Origin of the sequence: Catenuloplanes niger, from assembly GCF_031458255.1 — a bacterium.
Taxonomy (GTDB): domain Bacteria; phylum Actinomycetota; class Actinomycetes; order Mycobacteriales; family Micromonosporaceae; genus Catenuloplanes; species Catenuloplanes niger.
Map to the genome: position 1 here is coordinate 6959318 of NZ_JAVDYC010000001.1, position 26122 is coordinate 6985439.

At 76.1% G+C, this 26122-nt stretch carries 3 protein-coding genes; 2 read left to right on the plus strand and 1 reads right to left on the minus strand.

Annotated elements, in window-relative coordinates; translation table 11 throughout:
- Positions 1–208: 208 nt before the first annotated feature.
- A complete protein-coding gene (locus J2S44_RS30680) occupies positions 209–22402 on the plus strand; it encodes a hypothetical protein (protein WP_310420969.1) in 22194 nt (7397 codons plus the stop codon).
- 38 nt (positions 22403–22440) lie between these two features.
- On the opposite strand, the gene J2S44_RS30685 is transcribed toward J2S44_RS30680, so the two are convergent.
- Complete coding sequence (locus J2S44_RS30685) at positions 22441–22791, minus strand: YbaB/EbfC family nucleoid-associated protein (RefSeq protein WP_310420971.1); 351 nt, start codon at positions 22789–22791, stop codon at positions 22441–22443.
- Between the two features lie 377 nt (positions 22792–23168).
- Here J2S44_RS30685 and J2S44_RS30690 point away from each other — a divergent pair, with 377 nt between their 5' ends.
- Positions 23169–26105 (plus strand): hypothetical protein, encoded by a 2937-nt coding sequence (locus J2S44_RS30690; RefSeq protein ID WP_310420973.1) that lies wholly within the window; start codon positions 23169–23171, stop codon positions 26103–26105.
- Positions 26106–26122 lie beyond the last annotated feature (17 nt).

The following is a 26122-nucleotide window of genomic DNA, read 5'->3' on the forward strand; positions in this document are numbered from 1 at the left end:
CCGCATCACGACAGTCGTCCGCAGGATCACTGTGGAGCTGACTGTCCGCCCCGGCAACGTCCCTTTTCCGGGTACCCGGCCGCGGGTAAACGTGGGCCTGTCCCGGGCCGGCGTGCGCCCTCTATCGTTGCGGTGCTCGGTCCGCCGCCGTGGGGGTCGACGCCGCGCGGCCCGGTCCGCCCGCGCGGAAGGCCCGGGAGGTAGGCACGTGGCAGACGAGGGCGCGATTCATCCGGATCCGGCGAACATCGAGGCGCTGGCCAAGCAGTGGCGCCTCTTCGGTGACCAGATCGGTGCGCTCACGGACACCGTCAACCGCATCATCGGTGCGGACTTCCCCTCGTACGACGAGTTCAACGAGCACACCCCGGTCGGCGAGGACAAGTACAACTACGTGTCCCAGAACGAGATCCCGGTCTTCCCGCACGTCGGTGTGACCTGGACCGGTGACACGTTCAAGCAGGTCAACCGCACCGGTGAGATCATCATCGTGCGGATCATGCGGATTCGGCAGGCGTGCTACGAGATGGCCACCTCGCTCGACGAGGTCGCCGCGGAGCTCCGCGCCGCGCTGAAGAAGAAGGAAGGTCAGGAGCTCCTCGACCTGATCATGACCATCCTGACCGGCGTCGGCATGGCCCTGATGCTGCTGATGCTGCCGCTGATGGCGATCACGCTGCCGGCCCGGCTCGCCATGCTCTTCGCCGGTCTCGGCCGCGTGCTCAGCGTGGTCGGCGAGCTGGTCGCCAACATCCTCAGCAAGATCCCGTTCATCTCGCAGAACGTGGCGCAGTACATCGGCGTGTTCGTCAACGGCGCGTTCTGGGCCGCCGCCGTCGATCTCGGTATCCAGGCCGCGGTCACCCAGACGCACGGCATGCCGTTCCAGCCGGACCCGGTCGGCACGACCTTCAACATCCTGCTCGGTGGCGCGCTGGAGCTGGCGTTCTTCAAGATCTTCAAGCCGGTGGGCGGCCTCGGCGGCGGCAAGATCGGATCCAGCTTCGACAGCGGCGTGCTCGGCCCGGACAAGATCGCGAACAACACCACCGACATCAACAACATGATCTACAACGCCGGGAACCTCCCCGGCGCCGGCACGCTCAACAAGGCCGGCACCTTCGAGGCGCCGCCCACCGGCAGCAGCGCGCCGACCGCCGTGCCGAACAACGGCAATCCGATCGCCGGTGTCAGCAGGGTCGACCTGAACGGCATCAACACCCGGCCGGGCGTCGACATCACCGCGCCGCCGCCCAAGTTCACCGGCGAGATCAGCGCCTCGTCGACGGACGGTGCGATCGCACCGGTCGGGGTGAACACCCCGCCGCCGTCCACCCGGCGGCCGTCGGTGGACACGGTCCGCACCGGCAACTCGTCCTTCAGCGACACCTCGCTGACCTCCCGGCCGCCGACCTCGCCGTCGCGGGTGGAGCTCGGCAACACCAACATCTCCGGTACGAACCTGGAGCCGCAGCCCAGGATCACCACGAACGGGCCGGACCAGACGGCACCGCCGAGGATCGGCGGGCAGAGCTTCGACGCCACGCCCACGTCCCGGCCGCCGACGATCGAGGCCTCGAACTCGGCCAACACCAACAACCTCACCGTCCCGAACAACATCGGCTCCACCGGCGGCCCGCCGTCCCGCATCGAGACCGGCGACATCGCGCAGCGCCAGCCGCAGCTCGGCGAGCTCGCCGTGGGCGGCAACGGCCAGGTCCCCCCGCCGCGCGCGCCGCAGGCGGGCGGCGACCAGATCCCCGGCGGCGTCCAGGCGCCCGGGCCGCTGCAGGGACGGGCACCGGTCGAGACGCCCGGCGACGTGGTCTCCCGCCCGCCGAGCAGCGCGAGCAGCCCGGTCGACACGCCCGGCCTGCACCCGAACGCGAACTCGCCGGGCAACACCACCAGGGTGCCGGCGTCCGGCAACCTGCCGGATTCCTCCGCCCTGCCGCCGGGCCAGCAGATCGCGGGTCCGGGCAACCCGGTCAACAACCCGGCCGACGTGATCAACGGGACGTCGCCCGCGCTCGACGCGTCCCGCGGCCGCCCGACGGGTGTGCCGGACACCCCGTCCTCGTCGCGGTCCTCGTCGCCGGACGCCGTCCGCTCGCCGGAGTCGTTCCGGTCCCTCCCGGAGCCGCCGCGCCAGGGCGCCGTGGGCGGCGAGCCGGTCCAGCGTCCGGACGTGGTCCGCAACCCGCCGGTGGAGTCGTCACGTCCGGGTTCGGTCCCGGGCGGCGAGCCGGTCCAGCGTCCGGATGCCCTCCGGAATCCGCCGGTGGAGTCGTCGCGTCCGGGATCGGCCGTGGGTGGCGAGTCCTTCCAGCGGCTGGACGCGATCCGGAACCCGCCGCCGGAGTCGCGTCCGGGTGCGGTCGGGGGTGGCGAGCCGGTCCAGCGCCTGGACGCCCTCCGGAATCCGCCGGTGGAGTCGTCGCGTCCGGGAACGCCCGTGGGCGGCGAGTCCCTCCGGCAGCCGGACGCGTTCCGCAACCCGCCGGGGGAGTCGTCGCGTCCCGGTTCCATCGGCGGCGACTCGTCGTTGAGCTCGCTGCCGCCGGGCCGCAAGGCGCCGGCCGGCGCGGACCCGAGCCTGGCCGACGCCGGTGCGCTGCAGCGCCGGCCGCCCGCGGAGTCGATCGAGTCGAGCCGGCCGGTCACGGACCAGTCCGCCCTGTCGAGCCCGCCGATGCAGCCGGTCGAGCGGCTCCCCGCGTCGGCGGGTGCCGGTGGCGACGGCGCACCGGTCCAGCGGACGCCCGCACCGCCCACCCGCCCGGCGGCGTCCTCGTCCGCGCCCGAGCCGCAGCGCACGCTGCCGGGCGCGGAGACCCTGTCCGTCCGCGACGTGAGCCCGCCCGGCAGCCGGGCCGGTGAGTCCGACGGCGCGAGCTCGGTCGGCGGACGCACCTCGGATCTCTCGGAGACCCCGTCGATCTCCCGGTCGGCCCGGAGCGGGCGCGACACCGTCGACCCGTCGATCGACCGTCGGCTGGAGGCGTCCAGCCTGGACTCGTCCGTCGGCGGCCGCGGCTCGGATGCGTTCCCGCCGTCCCGGCCGGACACCCCGGTCAGCTCCCGGCCCGGGACGCCGGAAACCCCGGCCACCTCGCGGCCCGGGACGCCGGACGGCGACACGCCCACCACGAGGAGGTCCGTCCTCGGCAGCACGGTGGAGGAGATCGCGGCGAGCGCCCGCGCCATCGCCAACGGTGAGCCGATCCCGGGGCCGAAGCCCGCCCGGGGCATCGCCGGCAACACGCCCGAGGAGATCGCGCAGAGCGCCCGCAGCTTCGTCCGCGACGAGCACGCCACCACCGTCAAGGCGCAGCAGAACGGCGCGGAGAAGGGCTCGTGGCGGCTGAGCGAGGCGGGCCTCCGCCGCGTCGAGGCCGACGTGACCCGCGATGCCCAGCTGGCCTCCGGCCGCCCCGCGGACGGCCTCGTCGACCCGATGCGCACCGTCGAGGCGAACGTCGGCCGCCAGCTCCGCACCGAGGCGAACTTCGAGCGGACCCACTTCCTGACCGGCCGGACCGCGGACCGGGCCGTCGACGCCTACCTCCAGCGCAACCCCGGGCTGGAGCACTCCAGGACGGCGATCCGGGCGACCGTCGCCGAGGAGCTGCGCGTCTCCGTCAAGAACGCCGGGCCGGACGCGAGCTCGAAGCACCTGGAGACGATCCGCCGGCAGTGGGAGAGCTCGCTGCCGACCAGGATCAGCGAGATCGGCAACCTCGCCAAGAGCAGCGGCACGTTCGACTCCATCGTGGCCCGCGCGGGCGGGGACGGGCCGCCGAGCAACAGCGAGATCGTCCGCAGCTCCTACGAGGACGGTGTGCGCGCGGACCTGGCCGACTGGCGCAGGTCGGCCGGCGGCGAGTCGCCGATGAGCCGCGGCGAGCTGTCCCAGCGCCTCGACGCGCGCGGTGCCAGCGCGGAGAACGACCTGCGCAGCGCCGCCGCCACCGACCGGGCCGTCGCGCAGGAGACCGCCTGGGCCCGCGGGCGGCAGGTCACCGGTCCCGACGACGAGCCGATCTCGCCGTCCGCGATGTCGCGTGCCGTGGGCGACCACGCCGACGACGTCCGGATCGCCCACGCGTCCGCCCGCGGTGACGAGGGCTCGTTCCGCACCAGGGTGAACGAGCTGCGCGACGGCTTCGAAGCCCGCGTCCGGCACGAGCACGCCGTCGAGTCCCAGTTCCGGCAGCAGGTCGAGCCGCAGCTCCGGACGGAACTGGACGCACTGGCCGCCGGCGGCGCGTCGCCGGGCCGGGTCGCGCGGATCCACGGCGAGGAGTTCAACGCGTTCCGCGCCGCGTCCGGCCGGGCCGGCGACGACGGCCCGCAGGCCGTTCCGCCGGCGAGCCGGGCCGACCGCGGCGAGGGGACCGGCAGCTACGGCCGGCAGCTGGACAGCTACCTCCGGACCGACGTCGACGGCCGGGTCCGCAGCGGCGCGGACGTGCCCGACTCGGTCCGCGGGGCCGAGCACGGCAAGCTGCGCGACACCGCGGCCCGGCTGCACGAGGGGACGTGGCTGGAGACCGGGCCGTACGCGCGCTCCGCCGACGTGCACGCGACCACCACCCAGAAGCTGTCCGCCGCGGACGGTGGCCGGGCCGCGGCCGCGCTGGAGAAGGCCGGCGCCATCAACGGCGTCGCCCGCCGGGCACAGGCCGCGGACCAGCACCACTTCGCCGCGAGCGCGGCCGAGCTGAAGCTCACGAACGCCGAGACGACCGCCATCCGCACCGAGACGACGGCCCGGCTCGACAAGGACTTCGCCGAGATCTGGGGTGGGGACCCCAGGCGGATCAACCGGCCGGCGGAGACGACCGAGGGCCGGCACCACCAGTGGCAGCAGCGGCTGGACGCCGCCGAGGCCGCGTTCGCGGAGCGCGCGTACCTCGCCCGGCACGACCGGCTCGGTGGCGACTTCGGCGACCTCAAGCTGCGCGCGCCCGGCGCGGACGCGCCCAAGCCGCAGAAGGCGCCGCGCAACGCGCAGGAGGTCGCCGCCCGGCTGGAGGCCGCGAAGAACGACATCCGGGCCGACGCGCGCAACCGTGCCCGCTTCGAGCAGGAACTGCGGCTGCGCGGCAACGACGCGGACACCGCGTTCGGGCGCGGGTACCGGGAGTGGGCGGACGCGAACCCGGAGCTGGCCGCGCGGCTGCGGCCGGAGGACATGGCGTCGATCCGCTCCGACTGGGACGCGCACGTCCAGACGCTCCGCGCGGACGTGTGGGGCCGTCGCGGCGAGGGCGTGATGAGCCCGGCCGAGGCCGGCACGGTGTTCAACAAGGCCGCCGGCGAGTTCAAGTCGCGGTTCACCCAGGCCGCCGCGAACCCGCGGCCGGCCGAGCCGGACACCCCGATGCCGCGGGACTGGCCCGGCGACGAGGCGTCCTGGCGCGCACTCCAGCGGATCCCCGACCCGACGGCCCGCGACGCGGCCGCGAAGGTCTTCCGGGAGACCTCGGCGCAGTACGCCGGCGAGCGCGGCCCGGACAAGCGGGTGCTCGGCCGGGAGTACTTCGACCAGGCCGGCGTGGAGTTCTTCCGTACCGTCCGGACGGTCAACGAGACGCCGCCGGCGGCCACCCCGGAGACGGCCACGGCCGGCAAGGGCAGCGGCAAGGGCAGCGGCAAGGGCGCCGACGCCGGCAAGCCGAAGACGGTCAAGGAACTGCTGGTCGAGGCGCACGGGCGGCTGCACGACGACCTGTCGCTCTCCCAGGTCGCCGACCACTCGTTCCACCGGGCGTTCGACGCGGCGATGTCCCCGCAGCAGAGCAAGCTGGTCAAGCGCTCGCTGGCGCACGAGGCCGAGATGCCGAAGCTCGACCCGGCCCAGCTCGCCCGCGTGGAGAAGGCGTGGCACGGCTCGCTGCGGCAGGTGCGGGCCGAGCTGTGGGACTCGGCCGGCGCCGGGACGTTCGCCCGGCGGCACATCGACCCGCAGCCGCAGGGACGGACCTGGAGCAAGCAGCTCGACGCGCTCGCCGGTGACCTGCGCCTCCGGATCAAGGCGGAGCCGCGCTTCAGCACGCTGCCCGCGGCCGCGGCCGACGAGTTCGTCAAGATCATGGGCACCCGGACCGACCCGGTCCACCCGTCGCTCTCGCCCGGCGCCTACGACGGGCTCGCCGACCGGTTCCGCAGCGAGTGGGTCAGCGCCCACCGGGAGACGATCGGCAGCCGCGACTTCGAGAACCAGGCGTGGCTCGCGCAGGAGCGCGCGCAGGGCGACGGCTTCGGCACCCGCCTCGACGCGCTGGGCGAGCAGGCCGCCGTGACCGTCCCGCCGGGCACCGCCGTCAAGCCGGGCACGGCCGGCCACCTCGTGCCGGGTGACCCGACGCCGACCGGGCGCCCGGACGTGGCCCCGCAGGACTTCCCCGGGCTGGCGCACGCCGAACCGGGCGCGCTGCCCGGCCAGAGCACCGGCACGGCCCGCCCGCTGCCGGACCCGAGGACGATGACGCCGGCGGAGGCGGCCGCGTTCGACGCCAAGGTGCAGGCGCTCGGCCAGAAGCTCCAGCCGCAGCTCGCGACCGCCCGCAACGCCGAGGGACTCCGCGGCGATCCGGGCCGGAACTTCGAGAACGTGCTCGAGTCCAGCCGCACCACGGCCCGGGCCGCGGACGCGCAGGGCGACTCGCGGTTCAGGTTCGTGCACGACCTGCCGGAGTCCGAGCGCCCGGCCTGGCGCGGCCGGTACGAGCAGGAGCACAACCAGGCGTTCGAGGACACGTTCGGGCCGCTGGTGCGCGACGGCGCGACGGTGGACACGCCGGCCTGGAACCGGGCCGTCGAGACCTGGCAGCAGCGGTCCGCGGACCTGCAGGCGAAGCTGAAGCTGGACGTGTTCCAGCACCTGGAGATCGCCCGGCACCGGCCGATGGTGCAGCGGGCGGTGGACGAGGCCCGGGCGAACGGTGTCACCGACGCCGACATCGCGCTCGGCGTGCGCGCGTTCACCCACGACGTGCAGATGTCCACGGACACGCTGATCGGGCAGCACTCCGGCGACCGCGCGTTCGCCCCCGGGAACCGGGGCGCCTGGGACGACATGGACGCGGCCCTCGGCAGCCGGCTGCGCGACTACCTGCAGCGGGCACCCGAGGTCGCCGGCCGCATGCGGAGCCTGCTCGACACGCGGGTCGACGGGCAGCTCGGCGCGTGGAACGCCAAGCTCGGCGCGGACGCGCTGCCGGCCGGCCAGGTGGCCAAGCAGGCCGGCGACGTGCGCGCCTCGATCGCCGACGACGTGCGCACGCGGGTCGTCGAGTCGATGCTGCGGCAGCGCGAGGGGTTCGGCTCGGCCAACGGGACGCGGTCCGTCGGCGACGACATGGACTCCGTGGTCGGCCAGGTCGTGACCGAGCGGATGCGGCCGTACGCCGACGCCTACAACGGCCCGGCGGCCCGCCGCCAGCTGGACTTCATGGAGTACCGGGACGCGCGCGTCGGTTCGCTGCTGGACGACCTGGCCGAGACGGTGCGGCAGCCCGGCGTCCGCCTCGACACCGCGGGCGTCACCCGGCTGTCGGCCGAGATCCGCGGCCGGATGGCCGACGTCGACCAGGCGCTGCGGCCCGGCCTGGAGCAGAGCCGGTACTCGCCCGACGCGGTCCGGTCGGCCACCGAGCGGGTCGACGCCGAGGCGCAGGCCATCCTGGACGAGATGCCGTCCCGGATCCGGTTCGAGGAACGGCTGACGGACCTGCAGCGGACCGCCGACTTCGGGTACGGCGAGCTGCTCGGCGCGGACGGCCCGCGGGCGAACCGCGCGCTGTCCCAGGAGTACGGCCGGGAGTTCTTCACCGCCGCGGACGACGTCCTCGGCATGCAGGCCGCCGGCCTGCGCGCGCCGCTGCCCGAACGCACCATCGCCGACCTCGCCGACACGGTCCGCGCGCCGGACCGCACCGACCCGCGGTTCCTCCAGGAGTCGGCCGGCGACCTGGTGCCGGTCGGCACGTCGCCGCTCGGCCGGGACGCCGCGCACCTGACACCGGAGGACTTCCCCGGCCTGGCGCACCCCGAGCCGGACCTGACGGTTCCCGGCACCGGCAAGGCCCAGCCACTGCCGCACCGGGACGCCTCCGCGCCGTCCGCGGAGCGGATCGCGGAGTTCCAGACCAAGGTCGTCCAGCTCAGCGAGGCGTTCCAGGGGCGGATCGGCACCGCGAAGAACATCGAGGCGCTGCGGGCGAAGCCGGGCGAGGTCTTCGACGAGGTGCTGGGCACCGGCCGTACCCAGGCCGAGGCGATCTTCGGCAGGAACGACGCGCCGGCCGAGCCGGCCGCGCCGGCGTCCGTCCACGACCGGCTCAAGGCCACCGCGCCGGAGCTGTTCGGCGAGCCCCGGGGCCGGGCGGCGGGCGACGCCCCGGCCGCCCAGGGGCAGCGCTTCAAGTTCCTGCACGACCTGCCGCAGTCGGAGCAGTCCGCGTGGCGGAGCCGGTTCACCGAGGAGTACAACACCGCGTTCGAGGACTCGTTCGCGCCCGTGCTGCGCGACGGCGCGGCCGTCGACTCGGTGACCTGGCGGAGCGCGGTGGACACCTGGAACCGGGTGTCCGCCGACCTGAAGACGCAGCTCAGGCTGGACGCGTTCCACCGCAACGAGATCGGCCGGCACCGGGACGCGGTCGACCGGGCGGTCCGGGACGCCCGCGCGAACGGCGTCGGTGACGCCGACATCGCGCTCGGCGTGCGCGCGTTCACCCGCGACGTGCAGATGACCGCCGACTCCGTGGTCGCCGGCCGGTTCACCGGCCGGGACTCCTTCGGCCGTGGCGACGCGTTCGACCCGGCGCACCGCGGCGCGTGGGACGCCGCGGACACCGGCCTGCACGGCCGGCTGCGGGAGTACCTGCAGCGGGCCCCCGAACTGGCCGGCGAGGTGCGCGGCCGGATCGACCGCGGCATGAGCGGGCAGCTCGGCCGCTGGAACGACAAGCTCGGCGACGCGGCGATGACCCCTGCCCAGGTGGCCAGGCAGCACGTCGAGATGCGGACGTCGATCGCGGACCAGGTGGACACCCGGATCGTCGAGTCGGTCCTGAAGCGCCGCGACGCGCTCGGCTCCGACGACGGCATCCGGGCGATCCGGCAGGACCTCGACGTGTCCGTCGACCGGATCGTGACCGAACGGCTCCGGCAGTTCGGCGAGGCCTACAACAGCACGGCACCGCGCCGCCAGCTGGACGTCGAGGAGCACCGGGACACGCTGATCGGCTCGCTGCAGGACGACCTGCTCGCGACGGTCCGCCAGCCCGGCGTGCGGCTCGGGCCGGCGGACGTCGCCCGGCTCGGCGCCGAGTTCCGGGGCCGGCTGGCCGACCTCGGCGAGGCGTCCCGGCCCGGCCTGCAGCGCGACGGCTGGTCGCCGGAGTCGGTGCAGGCGGTCAAGGACCGGCTCACCGCCGAGGCGGCGGCGATCAGGAACGAGATGCCCGCGCGGGTACGGTTCGAGGAGCGCCTGGCCGACTCCACGCGGACGGCCGGCGACTGGTACGGCGACCTGCTCGGCCCGGACGGGCCGCGCGCGAACCGGGCGCTCAGCCAGGAGTTCGGCCGGGCCTGGTTCACCCACTTCGACGAGGCGTTCGGCGGGCAGCACGCGGGACTGCGCGGACCGCTGCCGGACCGCACCGTCACCGGCCTCGCCGACGGCGTGCGCGCCGCCGACCTCGACGCGGTGTTCCTCCGGCAGACGCTCGACGACATGGTGCCGGTCGGCACGGCCCGGCTCGGCCGGGACGCGCCGCACCTGGTCCCGGACGACTTCCCCGGCATGCGGAAGCCGGCCGGGGACGCGCCGGCCGAGACCGTGACCGCGCCCGAGCCCGGGAAGCCGAAGGGCACCGCCTACCCGATGCCGCGACAGCGGCTGGACACGACCGAGCGGCTCCTCGAGTTCGGCGACCGTACGGACGCGCTGGCCGTGTCGTTCCGGTCCCGGATCGAGACGGCGAAGGCGATCGAGGCCCACCGGGGCGACGCCGACAGCGAGTTCGACAGCGTGCTGAACGACGCCCGCCCCCGGTCGGCGGACCTCTCCGGCGCCCGCGGCACGAGCACGGACCAGTCCGGCCTCGACGCGCTGTTCGGCACCGAACAGTCCCGGTTCCGGTTCCTGCACGACCTGCCGGCCGCGGAGCAGACCGCGTGGCGTAACCGGTTCTCCGAGCAGTACCACGCGAAGTTCGAGGAGTCGTTCGGGCCGGTGCTGCGGCAGGACGCCGGGGTCGACTCGGTGGCCTGGCAGAACGCGCAGGCCAACTGGAACCGGTCGCTGGCGGAGCTGCGCGCCGAGCTGCGCTACGACGCGTTCCACCGCAACGAGATCGGCCGGCACCGCACCGCCGTCGTGCGCGAGGTGCACCTGGCCAAGCAGCGCGGCCTCAGCGACACCGACATCGAGCTCGGCGTGCGCGCGTTCACCCGGGACGTGCAGATCACCGGCAACGACCTGGTCGCCACGCACCGCGGCGACGCGTTCAGCCCGGCCAACCGGTCCGCGTGGGACGCCGCGGACGCCGGGCTGCGGCAGCGCCTCAGCGAGTACCTCAAGGCCGCGCCGGACCTGTCGCAGAACCTGAACCTCACGGTCCGCCGGCAGACCAACGTCGAGACGAGCCGGTGGAGCCAGCGGACCGGCGAGAGCGTGCTGCCCGGCGACCGGGCGATGGACATGGCCCGCAACCTGCGGTCGTCGATGACCGGCGACCTCAACACCCGCCTGGTCGAGTCGATGCTGCACCACCGCGGACGGCTCGGCACGGCGGACGGGTTGCGCGCGGCCCGCACCGACCTCGGCGCCGACGCCGGCCGGCTGGTGTCCGAGCGGCTCAAGGTGGCCGGTGACGCGTACACCGGCCCGTCGCCGCGCCGCCAGCTCGAACTCGAGCGGCACCGGGACGACCTGGTCGAGAGCCTGATCGACGACCTCGTCCTCACCTCCCGGCAGGCCGGCGTGCGGGTGGACCCGGCGGGCATCTCCCGGATGGCCGCGGAGATCCACGACCGGATCTCCGTGCTGCACAACGACCTGCGGCCCGGCCTGAGCCGCGACGGCTACTCCGCGCGGTCGGTGGAGGCGGCGACGGACCGGCTGCGCGCCGAGGTGCTCACGATCCGCCGGGAGATGCCGTCCCGGGTACGGATGGAGGAACTGCTCAACGACTCGCTGTCGCAGGCCGGCCGGCGCTTCAGCGACCTGCTCGGCCGCGGCGGCCCGATCGCCAACCGCACGCTGGCGAACGAGTACGGCGCGGAGTGGTTCAGCCACTTCGACCAGGTCTACGGCGGCCGGAACGCGAGGCTCAGCGCGCCGCTGCCGGACCGTACCGTGGCGGACTTCGCGGGCCGGCTGCACGACAGCGCGGTCGACGCGCGCATGCGGTTCCGGGGCGCACCGGAGACGATCTCCCGCGCCGACGTGCGGGCCGCGCTGGAGTCCCGGCTGACCGGGCTGGACCCGTCCGACGGACCCGCGGCCCAGGCGGTACGCAGGTCCGTGCTGGACGACTTCGACGCGCGCTTCCCGGAGGGCGCGGACATCCGTACCGGCGAGCGCGCGGTCTGGGACCTCACCCACGGCGACGCCGAACTGCGCGGCATGTTCGACGCGGCGACCCGCCGCGAGACGTTCTCGGCCGGGCTCCGTGGCCGGGTCGACGCGCAACTCGACGGCCTGATGGCCGACCGCGTCTGGACGGACGGGACCCAGGCCGTCGCGGCGTCCTGGCGGTCCGACTTCCACGCCATGGTGCGTCAGGAGTTCGACGCCGAGTTCCCCGCGGACGGCGGCGCGCGCGGCACGTCCGGCGGGCGCTTCGACGCCGACGCCGCGGACCGCTGGGTGACCTCGCTGCGCGATCTCGCCGACTCCTGGTACACGGTGAAGCTGGCCGGCCGGCGGGCCGGTGAGGTGATCGACGGAGCGGTTCCCGACCCCGCGGTCGCCGCGCACGTCAAGAGCCGGCTGAACGACGCGCTGTCCTCCCGGCTCACCTTCGACCAGGCGCGCGAATTGCCCAGGCTGGGCCGCCCGGACCGGGACGGCCGGGTGCTGACCGAGCTGTTCGACGACCTCGACACCACGGTCGGCAGCTGGCTGCGCGGCGCGCCGAACCGCGGCGCGGCCGGCCCGGACGCGGCCGCCGCGCTGGCCCGTAGCCTGCGCGAGGACGTGACCGTCCCGATCCCGCGCAAGCCGGGCGTCGACGCGGAGGTGGCGGTCTGGGAGGCGCGCTGGGAACGCGAGGCCGCGCCGATCCCGGGTGGTGAGCACGCCCCCGAGGTGCTGAAGGCGCGGGCCGCCCGGGTGCGCGACGCCGTGCTGGACGACCTGAGGGGCCGGCTGACCGACGGCGGGCGCTTCGACCGGGCCGGCTGGGAGGCGTCGTTCAACGCGGGCCTCGGCGTGCACCGGCGCCAGATGGAGGCACCGGTCCCGGTCCGGACCACCGACGACGCCGGCGACGTCGCCACCGGGATCGGTGCGGAGATGCGCCGGGCCCAGGAACTGGTCGAGTTCGACGTGCGGTGGGAGGTCGCGGTCGCGCCGATCCTGGACCGCTTCGGGTCGACCGGGACCGCGCGCACGGCCGCACAGGAGCTCGCGGACACGTACCACGGCCGGATGAAGGTCGACCTGGACACCCGGCTGCGCGGTGACGAGGGCGAGTTCGACCGGGGCGCCTGGGACCGGACGGTCGCCGGCGGCATCAAGTCCTTCGACACCCGGGTCGGCGACGTCGTCAGCCGGCGGCTCGTCGAGACCGACGTCGGCAACGCGATGTTCCGGGTCGAGGAGCTGTTCAGGTTCGACGCGCGCTGGGACGCCACGGCCGGTCCGGTCCTGGACCGGTACGGCGCGTCCGGGCCCGAGCGGACGGCCGCGGCGAAGTTCGCGGATTCCACGCGCGGCACCCTGAAGGCCGACCTGGACGCGCGGCTGCGCGACACCACGACGTTCGACCGGGAGGTCTGGGACGCGACGTTCACCCGCGCGGCCGAGACGTTCCGCCGGGACGTGCAGACCGTCGTCGACCGCGAGGTCATCAGCGGTGAGGTCGGCGCCGCCATGTTCCGGGCCGAGGAACTGGTCCGGTTCGACGCGCGCTGGCAGGCCGAGGTCGCACCGGTCCTGGACCGGTACGGCACGTCCGGCGCGGCCCGGAACGCGGCCGCGGACCTGGCCGGCGCCTATCACGCCCGGATGAAGGCCGACCTGGACGCGCGGCTGCGCGGCGAGGGCGCCGGATTCGACCGGACGGCCTGGGACGGTGCGGTCGCCGGCGGCGTCAGGTCCTTCAAGGACAACGTGGGCGGCGCCGTCGACCGGGCCGTCTACGACGACATCGGCAACGCGATGTTCCGGGTGACCGAGCTGACCGAGTTCGACGCGCGGTGGGCCGCGGCGACGGCCCCGGTCCTGGACCGGTACGGGCCGTCCGGCCCGGCCCGGAACGCGGCGGCGGAACTGGCCGAGTCGACGCGCAACAGGCTCAAGGTCGACCTGGACACCCGGCTGCGCGGCGACCACGGCGACTTCGACCGGGCGAGCTGGGACGCGGCGTTCGGCGCCGGCGTCGACTCGTTCACGAAGAACGTCGACGGCGCGGTCAGCCGGGCGGCGCAGGGCACCGGCACGCCCCCGGCGGCGCCACGCACCGCCGGCCCGGACACCACGGTTCTCGACCCGGCGTCCCGGCCCACCACCTCGACGTCCCGGCCCACCGCGCCGCCGCGGGCCACCGAGGTCGAGGCGCCCGCGCCCACCAGGCTCGAACCGCTGCGGGCCGAGCCGTTCACCCGGACCCCGGACGACGACGGCCGGGCACCGCAGCCGGGCCACCACGACGTCGGCACGCTCACGCTCGAGCCGCCGGCCCGGCCGTCCGGCAGCCGTACCCTGGAACAGCTGGAGTTCGCGGCCGCCCGCGGCAACGCGCGGCGGGACCTGCAGGCGAAGCTGGACGCGCACACGCCGGCCGACCTCCGGGGCACCGACACCGCCCGGGCCGTGCACCAGGACGTGCTGGCCGAGTTCGACCACCGGTTCCCGCCGGGCGGCCGGTTCGACGTCACCGAGCGGATCTCCTACGAGCTGGGCGACGCGCTGCACGGCGCGGACGTGCTCGGCGCGCGCTTCACCGCGGCGACCGAGCGGGCCCGGTTCGCGGAGACGCTGCCGGACCGGGTGGACCGGCACGTCGACGCGGTGCTCGCCGGTCGTGCCTGGACGGACGAGACGCGGGCGGCGGCGGAGCCACTGCGCGCGGAGTTCCGGACGGTGGTGGAGACCGAGTTCGACCGGGTGTTCCCGGCCGACGGCAGCGTGCGCGGGCAGTTCGACCGCCGGTTCGACCGGCCGGCCGCGCGTGCGTGGGCGGACGCCCTGCGCGTGACGGCTGACAACTGGTTCACGATCCGCATCACGCAGCTGCGCGCGGAGCAGATCGTCGACGACACCGTCCCGGACGCCACGCTCGCCGCGCACGTGCGGACGCGGCTGGCCGAGGACCTGTCGCCGGAGGCCGTGTTCACGCGCGCCGGTGAGCTGCCGTCGCTCGGCGCGGCGGAGCAGATCCGGCTGCTCGGCGGCCCCGGGGGCCTGCCGGCGCGGGTGACCGGCTGGCTGGCCGACGGCACGCCGGGTGGCATCGCCGATCCCGACCTGGTCCGGACGCTCACCGAGCGGCTGCGCCGCGACGCCGTGGTCCCGGTGCCGGCGGGCACCGGGCGGGCCGCGGATCGCGACGGCTACGCCGACCGGTGGGAGGAGGCGGTCAACCCCATCCTGGACCGGTACGACGCCGGACCGGAGTTCGACGCGGCCCGGCGGGCCGCGGAGGAGCTCCGGCAGCGGGTCATGACGGACCTGGACGAGCGGCTGACCGGCCGGTCCACGGCGTCCCGGGACGTCTTCGAGGGCATGTTCGCCGGCACGCTGGCCACGCTGGACGAGCGCCTGGCGGCGGCGGCCGCGAACCCCGCGCCGACCATCCCGGCGGATCCCACGCCGGACGCCCCGACGGGCACCGCGTCGGCCGGCAGCACGCCGGCGGGGACGCCGGGGTCGACCACCGCCGGCACCACCGACGCGACGCCCGCCGGCCCGGCGCCGGGCACCACGACGCCGCGCACCCCGACATCGGTTACCCCGGCGCCGGCCGGCATGTCGCCGGCCGAGCAGGTGCGGCTGCGCACCGAGTACCTCATCGCGTGGAACGAGGCGGTCCGCCCGGTCCTGGACGGCTACGCCCCGGGCGGACCGGAGCGGACGTTCGCCGGCACCCGCCGCGCCACGGTCCTGTCGTTCCTGAACACCCGGCTGAAGGCCGGCGGCGAGTTCGACCGCGCCGCCTGGGACACGATCTTCGACGCGAACGTGGCCGCGCTGCCCCGGATGCTCCGCGAGGTCACCGTCCGGGAGCAGGAACGGGCCGCGCTCGCGACCCGGGTCCTGGACGCGGCCCCGCCCGAGATCCGGGACGGCGGCGCCGCGCACGCGGTCCGCGACGCCGCGCTGGCGGAGTTCGACCGGATGTATCCGGTCGGCCACCGCCCGGGCCGCACCGACCGGCTCACGTTCGAGGTCCACCACGCCGACGCCCACCTGACCGCGATGCACCAGGCGGCGGCCGACCGGGAGCGGTTCGCGGCCACCCTGCCGGACCGGCTGGACCAGCACCTCGACGCGGTGCTTGCCGACCGCGCCGGCACGGACGGGACCCCGGCGGCGGAGTCGCTGCGGACCACGTTCCGCGCCATGGTGCTGGACGAGTTCACCCGCGCGTTCCCGCCGCACGGCACCGCCGCCGACACCCCGGACGGCCTGTTCACCACGGCCGCCGGGACCCGGTGGGCGTACGACCTGCGGCAGGCGGCCGAGAACTGGCTCACCGTCGAACTGACCCGGCGCCGCGCCGCGCAGCTCATCGACGAGACGGTCACCGATACCGCGCTAGCCGGCCGGCTGCGGTCCCGGCTCGACCAGGCGATGGCCCCGCTGCTGGACCTCGGCCGGGTGCGCCGGCTCGCGCCGCTCGGCGCCGAGGAACAGGCCACGCTGCTCACCACCACGCTCGTCGACCTGGACGGCCGGGTCAGGGCTTGGATGCGCGGACCGGACCGGACCGCGACGGTCGACGCGGACCTGCTCGGCGCGCTCACGCTGCGGCTGCGGGACGACATCGCGGTACCGGTGCCGGCCGACACCGGCCGCGCCGCGGAACGCGCGCGGTACGGCGCGCGGTGGGACGACAGCGCCCGCCCGATCCTGGCCGCGCACCCGGACAACGAGGCGGTGCTGCTGGTCGCCGGCGTGCTCCGCACGGCGATGGACGAGGACCTGGCGAAGCGGCTCGAGACCGGCGACTACGACCGGGCGGCCTTCGACGAGGCGTTCGACACCCGGATCGAGGTGCTGGAACGCATGGTGGCCGCGGCGGCCGACGGCACCGTGGTGCCGATCGCCCGCACGCCGGACGCAGCGCCGCCGGCCGCTCCGGGGACGGCCGCTCCGGGGACGGACCCGGCGTCGGACTTCCGGGTGACGACGGACCTGGACCCCGACATGGGCTCGGCCCCCGCGTTCCTGCCGGGGGACCCGCCCGCGGAGACGCCGTCCGGCACGCCGGTGGCCACGTCGGAGAGCACGCCGGAGATCGACGCCTATCCGGCCGCGAGGAACACCGCGGCCGGGGCGCCGGCGGCCGTCCCGGGGAGGCCGGCCGGCCGCACCCGGCCGAGCCGCCCGGTCGCGCCGGTCCACCGCCTGCGTACCGTCGGGGACCGGTCGTTCCTGTCCCCGGCCGGGCAGCCGGAACTGACCGCCGGCCACCTGCCCACACCCGCGCAGCGCCGGCACCACCTGACGCTCGCCCCGGGCGCGGCGACCACCGCCGTGCTCACGGCCGGGATCGCGGAGCTGCCCGAGGACGACCGGCAGAGCATGACCGTGGACCTGCCCGCCGACCGCGTCTACTCGGTGCCGGAGGTCCGCACGCTGGCCGACAACGGCCTGACGCAGCCGGGCCCGGACGGCCGGCCGGCCACGATCCACGGCGACGTGGTGCTGCGCGTGCCGGCCGGGCAGCTGTCCGGGCGGCCCGCGGCGAGCCCGTACGTCACGCCGCTGGACGCGGACGGCAACCCGGTGTTCGGCGCGTCCGCCGTGCTGTACGAGTTCCGGGCCCGCTCCAACACCTGGGCCGCGGCGAACCCGGTCACGCCGTACGGCCTGCCGGTCGCGCCGCACAGCCGGCGTTTCGACGCCGGTGGCGGCTGGGTGGCCGAGGAGTCGGAGGGCACGGTCCACTTCGGCCGCGCCGCCGACGGCTCCCCGGTGTCGCCGGACGTGGTGCTGGTGGACGCGCGGGGCGTCCCGGTCCACGAGCGGGTCGCGGCGTCGCTGCCGCGCGACACGGAGCTCCCGGCCGTGGTCCAGGACCTGGTCGACCGGGTCACGGCCGGTGGCGGTGCCGTCGCCCACCGTCGCCCGGCAGGTGAGTTCCCGTCGCTGCCGGACCGCCGGCCCGGCCGGATGTACGCGTTCACGGAGCGCCCCGGCACCCCGGTGAGCGAGTTCCTGACCGGCGCGCCGGCCGAGTTCACCGCGGGGCTGCGGTCCGGCTGGGACCTGCGGTCGTCCGGCACCCGCCTCTACCTCACCCCGGCGCGGAACACCGGCGTGGACGCGCTGCTGCCCCCGCCGTCCGGCGGCCGGCGCAACGTGGTGGTCGCGGAGGACGGGTTCGACCCCGCGGTCGTGGCCGAGCTGGTCGACGGCCTGGCCGGGCAGACCGGCGGCGGTCTCGTGGTGGATCTGCCGGCCGGCACCTACTCGGCCGCGCGCGTCCAGGAGATCGCGAACCGGGTGCTGCGACAGCGGTTCGTGCAGGACGCGACCATCCCGCTGGAGGGTGACGTGACCGTCCGGGTCGCGGCCGGCGACCTGGAGGACCGCCCGCCGGCCAGCCCGTTCGTGATCCCGCGGGACGCGGACGGCAACCCGACGTTCGGCGCGACCGCGGTGACGTTCGAGTTCCGCACCAGCGAGTCGGGCTGGAGCCGGGACCGGGCCAACCGGATCACGCCGCACGACCTGGAGCCGCAGCCGAGGTCGCGGCGGTTCCCGGTCGGGGAGGGCTGGGTCGCCGAGGAGCACGACGGCACCGTCCACTTCGCACCGGACGGCCCCGCCCCGGTGGTCCAGGACGTGATCCTGGTCGGCCGGGACGGCGCGCCGCTCGATCGCCGGGTCCCGGTCTCGCTGCCGCACGGCACGGAGAACCCGCCGCCCGCGGTGCAGTCCATGATCGACAAGCTGGGCGGTGGCGCGGTCGGCTACCGCCGCCAGGTGCGGGACCTGCCGCCGCTGCCGGACCGCCGGCCTCGCAGCGTGTACGCGTTCACCGACCGGCCCGGCCAGCCCCGCAGCGAGCTGCTGCTGGGCGCGCCGGCCGCGTACACCACCGGCCTGCGCGACGCGTTCCAGCTGCGCGGCGCCGGCAACCAGTTCGTGCTCGCGCCGGTCGGGGTCGCGGTGCGCCGGCCGGCCGCGGCCGCACCGGCGGGCGCCGCGTTCCACCTGATCGTGCAGTCGGAGATCACCGACTTCGGCGCGGTCGCGGAGCTGGTCGCCGGCCTGCCCGCGTCCGTGCGTACCGGCCTGGTGGTGGAACTGCCCACGGGCCGCAGGTACACGCCGGCCGAGGTGCGCACGCTCGCCGACCACGTGCTGGTGCAGCCGTCCGGCGAGGACAGCTGGGCGCCGATCGAGGGCGACGCCGAGGTGCGCGTGCCGGTGGGCGCGCTCACCGAGACGGTGCCGGCCAGCCGGTTCGTGGTGCCGCGGACGGCGGACGGGACCGTGACGTTCGGTGCGACCGCGACCACGGTCGGGTTCCGGCCGCGCAAGTCGGACTGGAGCAGGAACCGGGCCAACCAGGTCACCCCGCACGGCCTGCCGTTCCCGGACGGCCGCCGGTTCGCCCTGAGCGACGGCTGGGCCGTCGAGGAGCGCGACGGCACGGTCAACGTCGGCATCGCGGCGAACTGGCCCGAGCAGGAGGTCCTGGTCGACGCGGACGGCAACCCGGTCCGCGAGCGGGTGCGGGTGTCGCTGCCGTTCGGGCGGACCCCGCCGGCCGAGGTGCAGACGCTGGTCGACACGGTCCGCGGCGAGGCGGGTGCGGTCGCGTACCGGCGGCCGGTGAGCGACTTCCCGTCGCTGCCGGACCGCGCGGACGACAGCCTGTACGCGTTCACCGAGGAGCCGGCCGGCGCGTTCCTGACCGGTGCGCCGGCCGCGTACACCGCGGGTCTGCGCGACGGCTTCCAGCTGCGCGGCACCGGCGACCACTTCCTGCTGCGGCCGGCGTCCGGCGCGGTGCCGGACGGCGACCTGCTCCCGGCCCCGCCGGCGGGGACGGTCCGGTTGACCGTGAGCCGGGAGGGCTTCGACGCCGGCGCCGTCGCCGAGCTGATCGCCGGCCTGCCCGCGGACGTCCGCGGCCGCCTCCAGGTGCACGTGCAGGGGACGTGGACGATCGAGGAGCTGCGGTCGCATGCCGCCCGGTTCTTCCCGGACGACACCGGCGGTGCGAGCGTCGTCGTGGTCTCGGCCGGGCAGCTCGCGAAGCGCCCGCCGGCCGGCCCGTACACCGTGCCCCGGGACGAGCGGGGCCGGCCGACGTTCGGCGTCTTCGCCAGCACGTTCGAGATCCGGTCGCCGCGCACCGCCTGGGCCCGCGACACCGCCAACCACGTCCGGCCGTACGGGCTGCCCGTGCAGCCGGGGACCCGGCTGTTCGCGTTCGGTGACTGGGTCGGCCAGGAGGACGACGGCACCCTGCACCTCGGCCCGGCCGGCACGTCACCGCTGCCCGCCGCCGGTCAGGCGCTGGCCGACTCGGCCGGCACGACGCCCGCCCGCCGGCCGCTGGTGTCGGTGCCGGACCCGGACCAGGTCGAGATGCCGGAGAGCGTGCGCGAGATCGTCCGGCTGATCGAGTCGAGCCGGGACGCCGTCTTCACCCGGTTCGAGGTCGCCCGCCGGGTGGCCGAGCCGGAGGTGACGTCCGCACCGACGCTGGAGCGCCTGACCAAGGGCCTGACCCCGGGGTACGACCTGCACCGCCTGGGCCGGCAACTGTTCCTGGCCCCGGCCGGCCAGCCGGTGCCGGTGGACGACGTGCGGCCGCCGACCGGCGACGCGTACCAGCTGGTGGTCACGGCGGAGCTGACCCGGCCCTGGGAGATCGCGAACCTGATCACCAAGCTGCCGCCCGCGATCCGGCAGAGCCTGGTCGTGGATCTGCCGAACGTCCGGAACTGGACGGCCGCGCAGGCGCAGAACCAGGCTGACCGTCTGCTGGTCGCGGACCTGACCGGCGGGAAGCCGACGCCGATCGACGGCGCGGCGATGCTGCGCCTGCCGGCCGGGGCGTTCCGCGAGGCGCCCGCGCTGAGCGAGACGCTCGTCCCGGTCGACCTGCACGGCGTGCCGGTGTTCGCCGCGGTCGCCTCGTCCGTCCAGGTCCGGGCCACCGGAAACCCGTCGGGTCGCGGCCGGCCGGTCCTGCCGTACGGCCTGCCGATGCGGCCCGGCACCCGGCAGCTCGACATCGGCGGCGGCTGGGTCGCGGAGGAGAGCGGCTGGACCGTCCACCTCGGACCGGCCCCGGCCGGATCGCCGCTGCCCGGTGCCGACTACGAGATCGTCGGCCGCGACGGTACGCCGCTCCCGGAGCCGCCGCTGGTCACGCTGCCGGACGGGCCGGAGGACCTGACCGAGATGGCGGTCGTGGCGGAACTGCTCGAGCGGATGGCGCGGAGCCTGGACCGGGAGCGGCTGCCGGAGGGCGCGATCGGCTACCGGCGCCTGAAGAGCGCGGCCCCGGCCACCCCGCCGGCGGACGACTCCGACCGCCCCGACGACTCCGACCGCCCCGACGGCTCCGACCGTTCGGACGGTCCCGGCCGCCCCGACGGTTCGGACCGTCCCGACGACGGTTCGGACACCCGCTCGGAGTGGTCCACCTACACCGGCAGCGGCTCCGGGTACGACGCCGACGGCAGCGGCGCGAACGGTTACGGCCACGAGCCCGGCCGGGACGGTGCCGGTTCCGACCGGTGGTCCGACGCCGCGTCGCACACCTCGTGGTCGTCCGGCCACGGCGACTCGCCCGAGATGCCACCGTACGAGCGGGCCGGTGCGCCCGCGGAGACGCCCGCGCCGCCGGTGCGGCCCGCGGCCGCGGCCGGCCGGGAACCGCGCCTGCCGCGCGGCGTCCGGCCGGACCGGGGCGTCATCGTCATCGGCGGCCCGGTCGACGAACGGTTCCTGCACCGGATCCGGTCCGAGCACGGCGCACTCACCACCGGGGGCCGCGAGGTCCCGCTGATCGTGGTCGGGCCCGGCGACCCCGCGGTGGTCGAGCGCCGCCTCGGCGACGTCCTCGAGGCCTGGTTCGAGCTCGGCGTACGCCCGGTCGTGGTGCTCGACGACCGGGTCGGCCCGGCGCCGTTCCGGTCGCTGTTCGCCACCTTCCGGGTCCCGGTGATGCAGCGCAGCGCGTCGTCCGGTGGCGGCCTGGACAACCTCAGCCGCAGCTGGGACGTCCAGCTGCCCGGCGAGACGCCGCGGACGGTCAGCGCGGCCGACGCGCGCACCGCGCTGACCCGCGCGGCCGACGAGCCGGTCACCGGCGGCTACGGCGACGTGCTCTCCGACGAGCTGCACCGCTGGCTCGGCGCGGGCGGCTGGGCGCTGAAGCGGGAGCTGTTCACCGCGCACCGGGACACGCTGGCCGGCCCGGCGACCCGCGAGGCGATCGAGCGGATCCTCGGCCGTCGCCCGGCCCGCGACATCGCGGCCGGCCACGGCCCGGTCAAGGAGCTGCCGGCCCCGCTCGTCCGCGGCGACCAGGTCGGCGACCAGGCGCTCTCGGCGCACCGGGCGATCCTGGAGATGGCCGCGGTGGACCGGGCGGACACCGCGTTCGACTACCTCACGGAGACCGACCCGATCCGCCGGTCCGAGCTGCTGATCACACCCGTGATCGACGGCACGGTGCCGCTCGCCACGCTGGCCGGCCTGGCCAACGGCGCGAACGACGACGTCACGCACGGCGCGAACGCGGCGGTGATGGAGGCGCTCCGGCTGACGCTCGAGGCGCTGCCCGGGACCGGTGTGCCGGCGGCGGCGCAGGAGCTGATCCGCAACAACCGGATGTACTTCGCCGAGCGGACCGACCGGGTCAACTGGGTCCGTCAGGTGGGCCGGGTGTCCGCGGCGAAGCCGGACCGCGCGGCCGAACTGGCCACGTTCGCCCAGCTGGTGCTGACGTGTATGGACTGACCGGTGTGCCCGGCCACGGCCGGGCACACCGGTGCCGGTCACATCTTGCGCAGCCGGTCCAGGCCCGCGTTTCCCAGCCCGGTCAGGTGGCTGATCGTGTCGGAGACCGGGCGCATGTGCTCCTCGGCCAGCTGATGCATCGACGAGCTCGCGTTGGTGAACGCCTCGGCCACCAGGTTCTCCAGCAGGTCCCGCTTCGACGGGTCCAGCAGGCTCGGGTCGATCGACACGCCCAGCACCCGGCCGTGCGCGCCGAGCGAGACGCTGACCAGGCCGTCACCGGCGGCCTCGGTCACCGACGCGGACTCCAGGCGCGACTGCATCTGCGCGACATGATCCTGCATCGCGCGGGCCTGGGCGGCGAACTGCTCCAGGTTGAAGGACACCATGCTGCGACTCCTGTCGTTGCGGTACCGGCTCGTCACCGGCTCGGCCCTTCTACGAGTCCGTGCCGGACCTGGTTCAGACCGGATGCCGCGGGGACACCCGAACAAGGGCGGTGACGGCGTCCGGACGGTCCTGCTTGACTGGGCCGACCACCCGCCTGCGCCGTCCGCCGTCCACGGCGACCCGGCGCGGGTGGCACCGCCCCGAGACCCCCGCCCGGACCGTCCCTCGGTTCCGTGACACCACCCGGTGCGACGGCCCCGGAGCCGATCCCGCGTGCGGGACCGGCATGAACCGGCTCCGCCGCCGGGCTGTCACGGACCGAAACGGGGCCGGGCGGGCCCCGGGCGGGCGGTGGCGGATTCCCGGGAGGTTCAACATGACGGCTCGGCTCGCACTCGCGATCGCCGCGCTGATCGGTGCGGTGTTCGCGCTGGTGGCTACCCCGGCGCAGGCCGTGCCGGCGGCCACCGGCAAGTACTACGTGGTCGGCGCCCCGGTGAACGGCCAGCGCGAATACCTGTACGCGATCGCGCTGAAGACGCTCGGCGACGGCAACCGGTTCCGGGAGATCGTCGAGCTGAACGTCGGCCGTACCCAGCCGGACGGCGGCGCGCTCGACAGCGGCGGCGAGATCAAGCCCGGGTGGATCCTGGTGCTGCCGGAGGACGCGGCCGGTGACGGCGTCAAGGACGGCCCACTGCCCGTCGTCGCGCCGGTCGCCGCCCCGTCCCAGGCGGCGAGCCCGCCGCCGCGGGCCGCCCCGGAATCGACGGCCGCCACCAGCGTCGCGATCCTCTGGTTCATCGGTTTCGTCCTGATGCTGATGCTGGTCGCTGCCATGATCAATATCCTGCACAGCGGTGCGCGGGCCGCCGCGACGGCCGGTGCCCGCAACCGGTCCCGGACCGCCACCGGCGCCGGCGACCCACCGCTGCCGCCCGGCCCGCCCGGCACCACGGCCGCACCGGCCGCGCCGGAGGCACCGGCGGAGCGGTCCGACGCCGGCCTGGGCCTGGTCGCCTCCGCCGCCGACACCCGCCCGCCCGCGGATCAGCGCGAGGTCTGGGGGCCGCCCGGCGCGGACGCGGGCCGCCCCGCACCGGGCACGTCCACCCGGACGGCCCCGAGGCGGACCACCGACCCAGGCGACCAGATCGACCCCGACCAGGGGGTACGCCTCCCGCTCCCGCCCCGCGACGGCTCCGACCCGGACGGCGAGGACGAACTGCCGACCGTCGAGACGACCCGGCCCGCGCCCGGCACCGCTGGGTCCGCGCCCGCTCGGTCGTCGCCCGGCACCGCCCGGTCCGCGTCCGGTACCGCCGCGTCCGGCACCGCGGCGTCGGGGCCGGCCCGTTCCGGAGCGGCGGCGGCCACCGATTCCACTCCGCCGCGTTCCGCGCACCCGGCCGGCACGTCACCCACCGCCGCGGCGCCGCCGTCCCGCCCGGCCGACCCGGGCTCGTCCCGGCCGGCCGCCGCCGAACCGGCGGCGCCGGGGCAGCCACGAGCGGCGGAGCCGGCGCTGTCCTGGCCGGCGGCCACCGCTCCGGCCGCCTCGGTCACGGCGCCGCCGTCGCGTCCCGCGGACCCGGCCCCGCCCGGTTCCGCCGTCCCCACGCCGACTGCCTCCGCCGCCGGCGCACCGGCCGTGCAGCCGCCGTCGCGAACGGCGGAGCCGGCCACCTCGGTCACGGCACCGCCTTCCCGTCCCGCCGATCCGGTTCCGCCCTGGTCGGCCGCCTCCGGCGCGGGGGCGTCGGCGCAGCCGGGTGCGGCGCAGCCGGCCTCCTCCTGGCGGGCGGGCGCTGATCCGGCCGGCTCGGCCGCGACGCCGCCGTCGCGTCCCGCGGACCCGGTCTCGCCCTGGTCGGCCGCCTCCGGTGCGACGCCGCCGGCGCGTGCCGCGGATTCGGTCTCGCCCTGGTCGGCCGCCTCCGGTGCGACGCCGCCGGCGCGTGCCGCGGATTCGGTCTCGCCCTTGTCGGCCGCCTCCGGTGCAGCGACCCCGTCGCGTCCCGCGGACCCGGTCTCGCCCTTGTCGGCCGCCACCGGCCGCACGGCACCGTCACGTCCGGCCGACCCGGCCGACCCGGTCACCGCGCGGCCGGCCGCGTCCGGTGTGGACACGCCCGCCACGGCCGCGCCGTCCCGGCCGGCCGATCCGGTGTCACCGTGGTCCGCCACCGGCGCGGCCGCACCGGCGCGCCCCGCGGACCCGGCGCCCGCGTGGGGCGCCAGCTCCCGGGCGGACGCGGAGGCTCAGCCGTCCGCGTGGGGCGCCAGCTCCCGATCGGACGCGCCGGCTCCGGAGCCCGCATGGGGCGCCGGTTCTCGTTCGGACGCGGAGGCTCAGCCGCCCGGGTGGGGCGCCGGGTCCCGTCCGGACGCGCCGGCGTCGCCGCGCTCCGCGGACCCGGTGCCGCCCTGGTCCGCCGGTGCCGGGGCGGCGTCGTCGTCGCGTCCCGCGGCGGCGGTCGCCGAACGGCCGGCCGCACCGTTCGCGCGCGGCGACGGGGGAGCAGCGGGCGTGCCGGCGGAACCCGCCGGCGTCCCGGAGCCCGCGACCCAGCCGTGGCGGAGCCCGGTGCTCACGGCCGCCTCCACCGCCGCGCCGGCCGCCGGGCCGGGCGGGCGCACGATGGTCGACGTACCGCTGCCCGGCGACCCGTTCGAGGAGCAGATCACCGCGGCCTCCACCCGGGCGGCGGCCGCGCCGAAGCCGGCGCGCGCGTCCGGTGGCCGCCGGCCCACCGGCCCGCGGCCACCGCTGCCCGACCCGGACGACCCGGACCCGGTGCTGCGGGAGACCGTGCTCGCGGACGAGGGACCGGTCGGTGTGCACCTCGCCGGCCTGTCCGTGGTCCGGGACAACCCAGCCTACGGCTGGCTGGCCGAGGACGACACGCCGATGCGGGGAGCCGTACCGCTGGTGATCGGCCGCCGCAACGACTGGTGGCTGCACGTGGACCTGGTCCGTACCCCGGACTGTCTGGCACTGGCGGGCGCGTCCGACGCGGTCCGGCGGCAGGCCGCGGTCTTCGCCCGGCGGCTGCAGACCACCGGCGTCGGCGTCTTCGCGGTCGGCGACGCACTGGGCGAGGAGTCCGTCCCCGGCCTGGTGATCCTCGACCGGGTCCCGGACCTCCCGGCCCCCGGCGCGCCGCTGCCCTCCCCGCGCGTGGTGTTCTGCGCGGGCACGGACGCGACCGCACCCGCGGTTCGCACGCTCGCCGCCGCGACCGCCGGCCGGATCATCCCGGTCCTGCTCGGCGCGGGCGCGTCCGCGGCCTGGACGATCCGCGTCCACTGACCGTCCGGTGCGCCGCC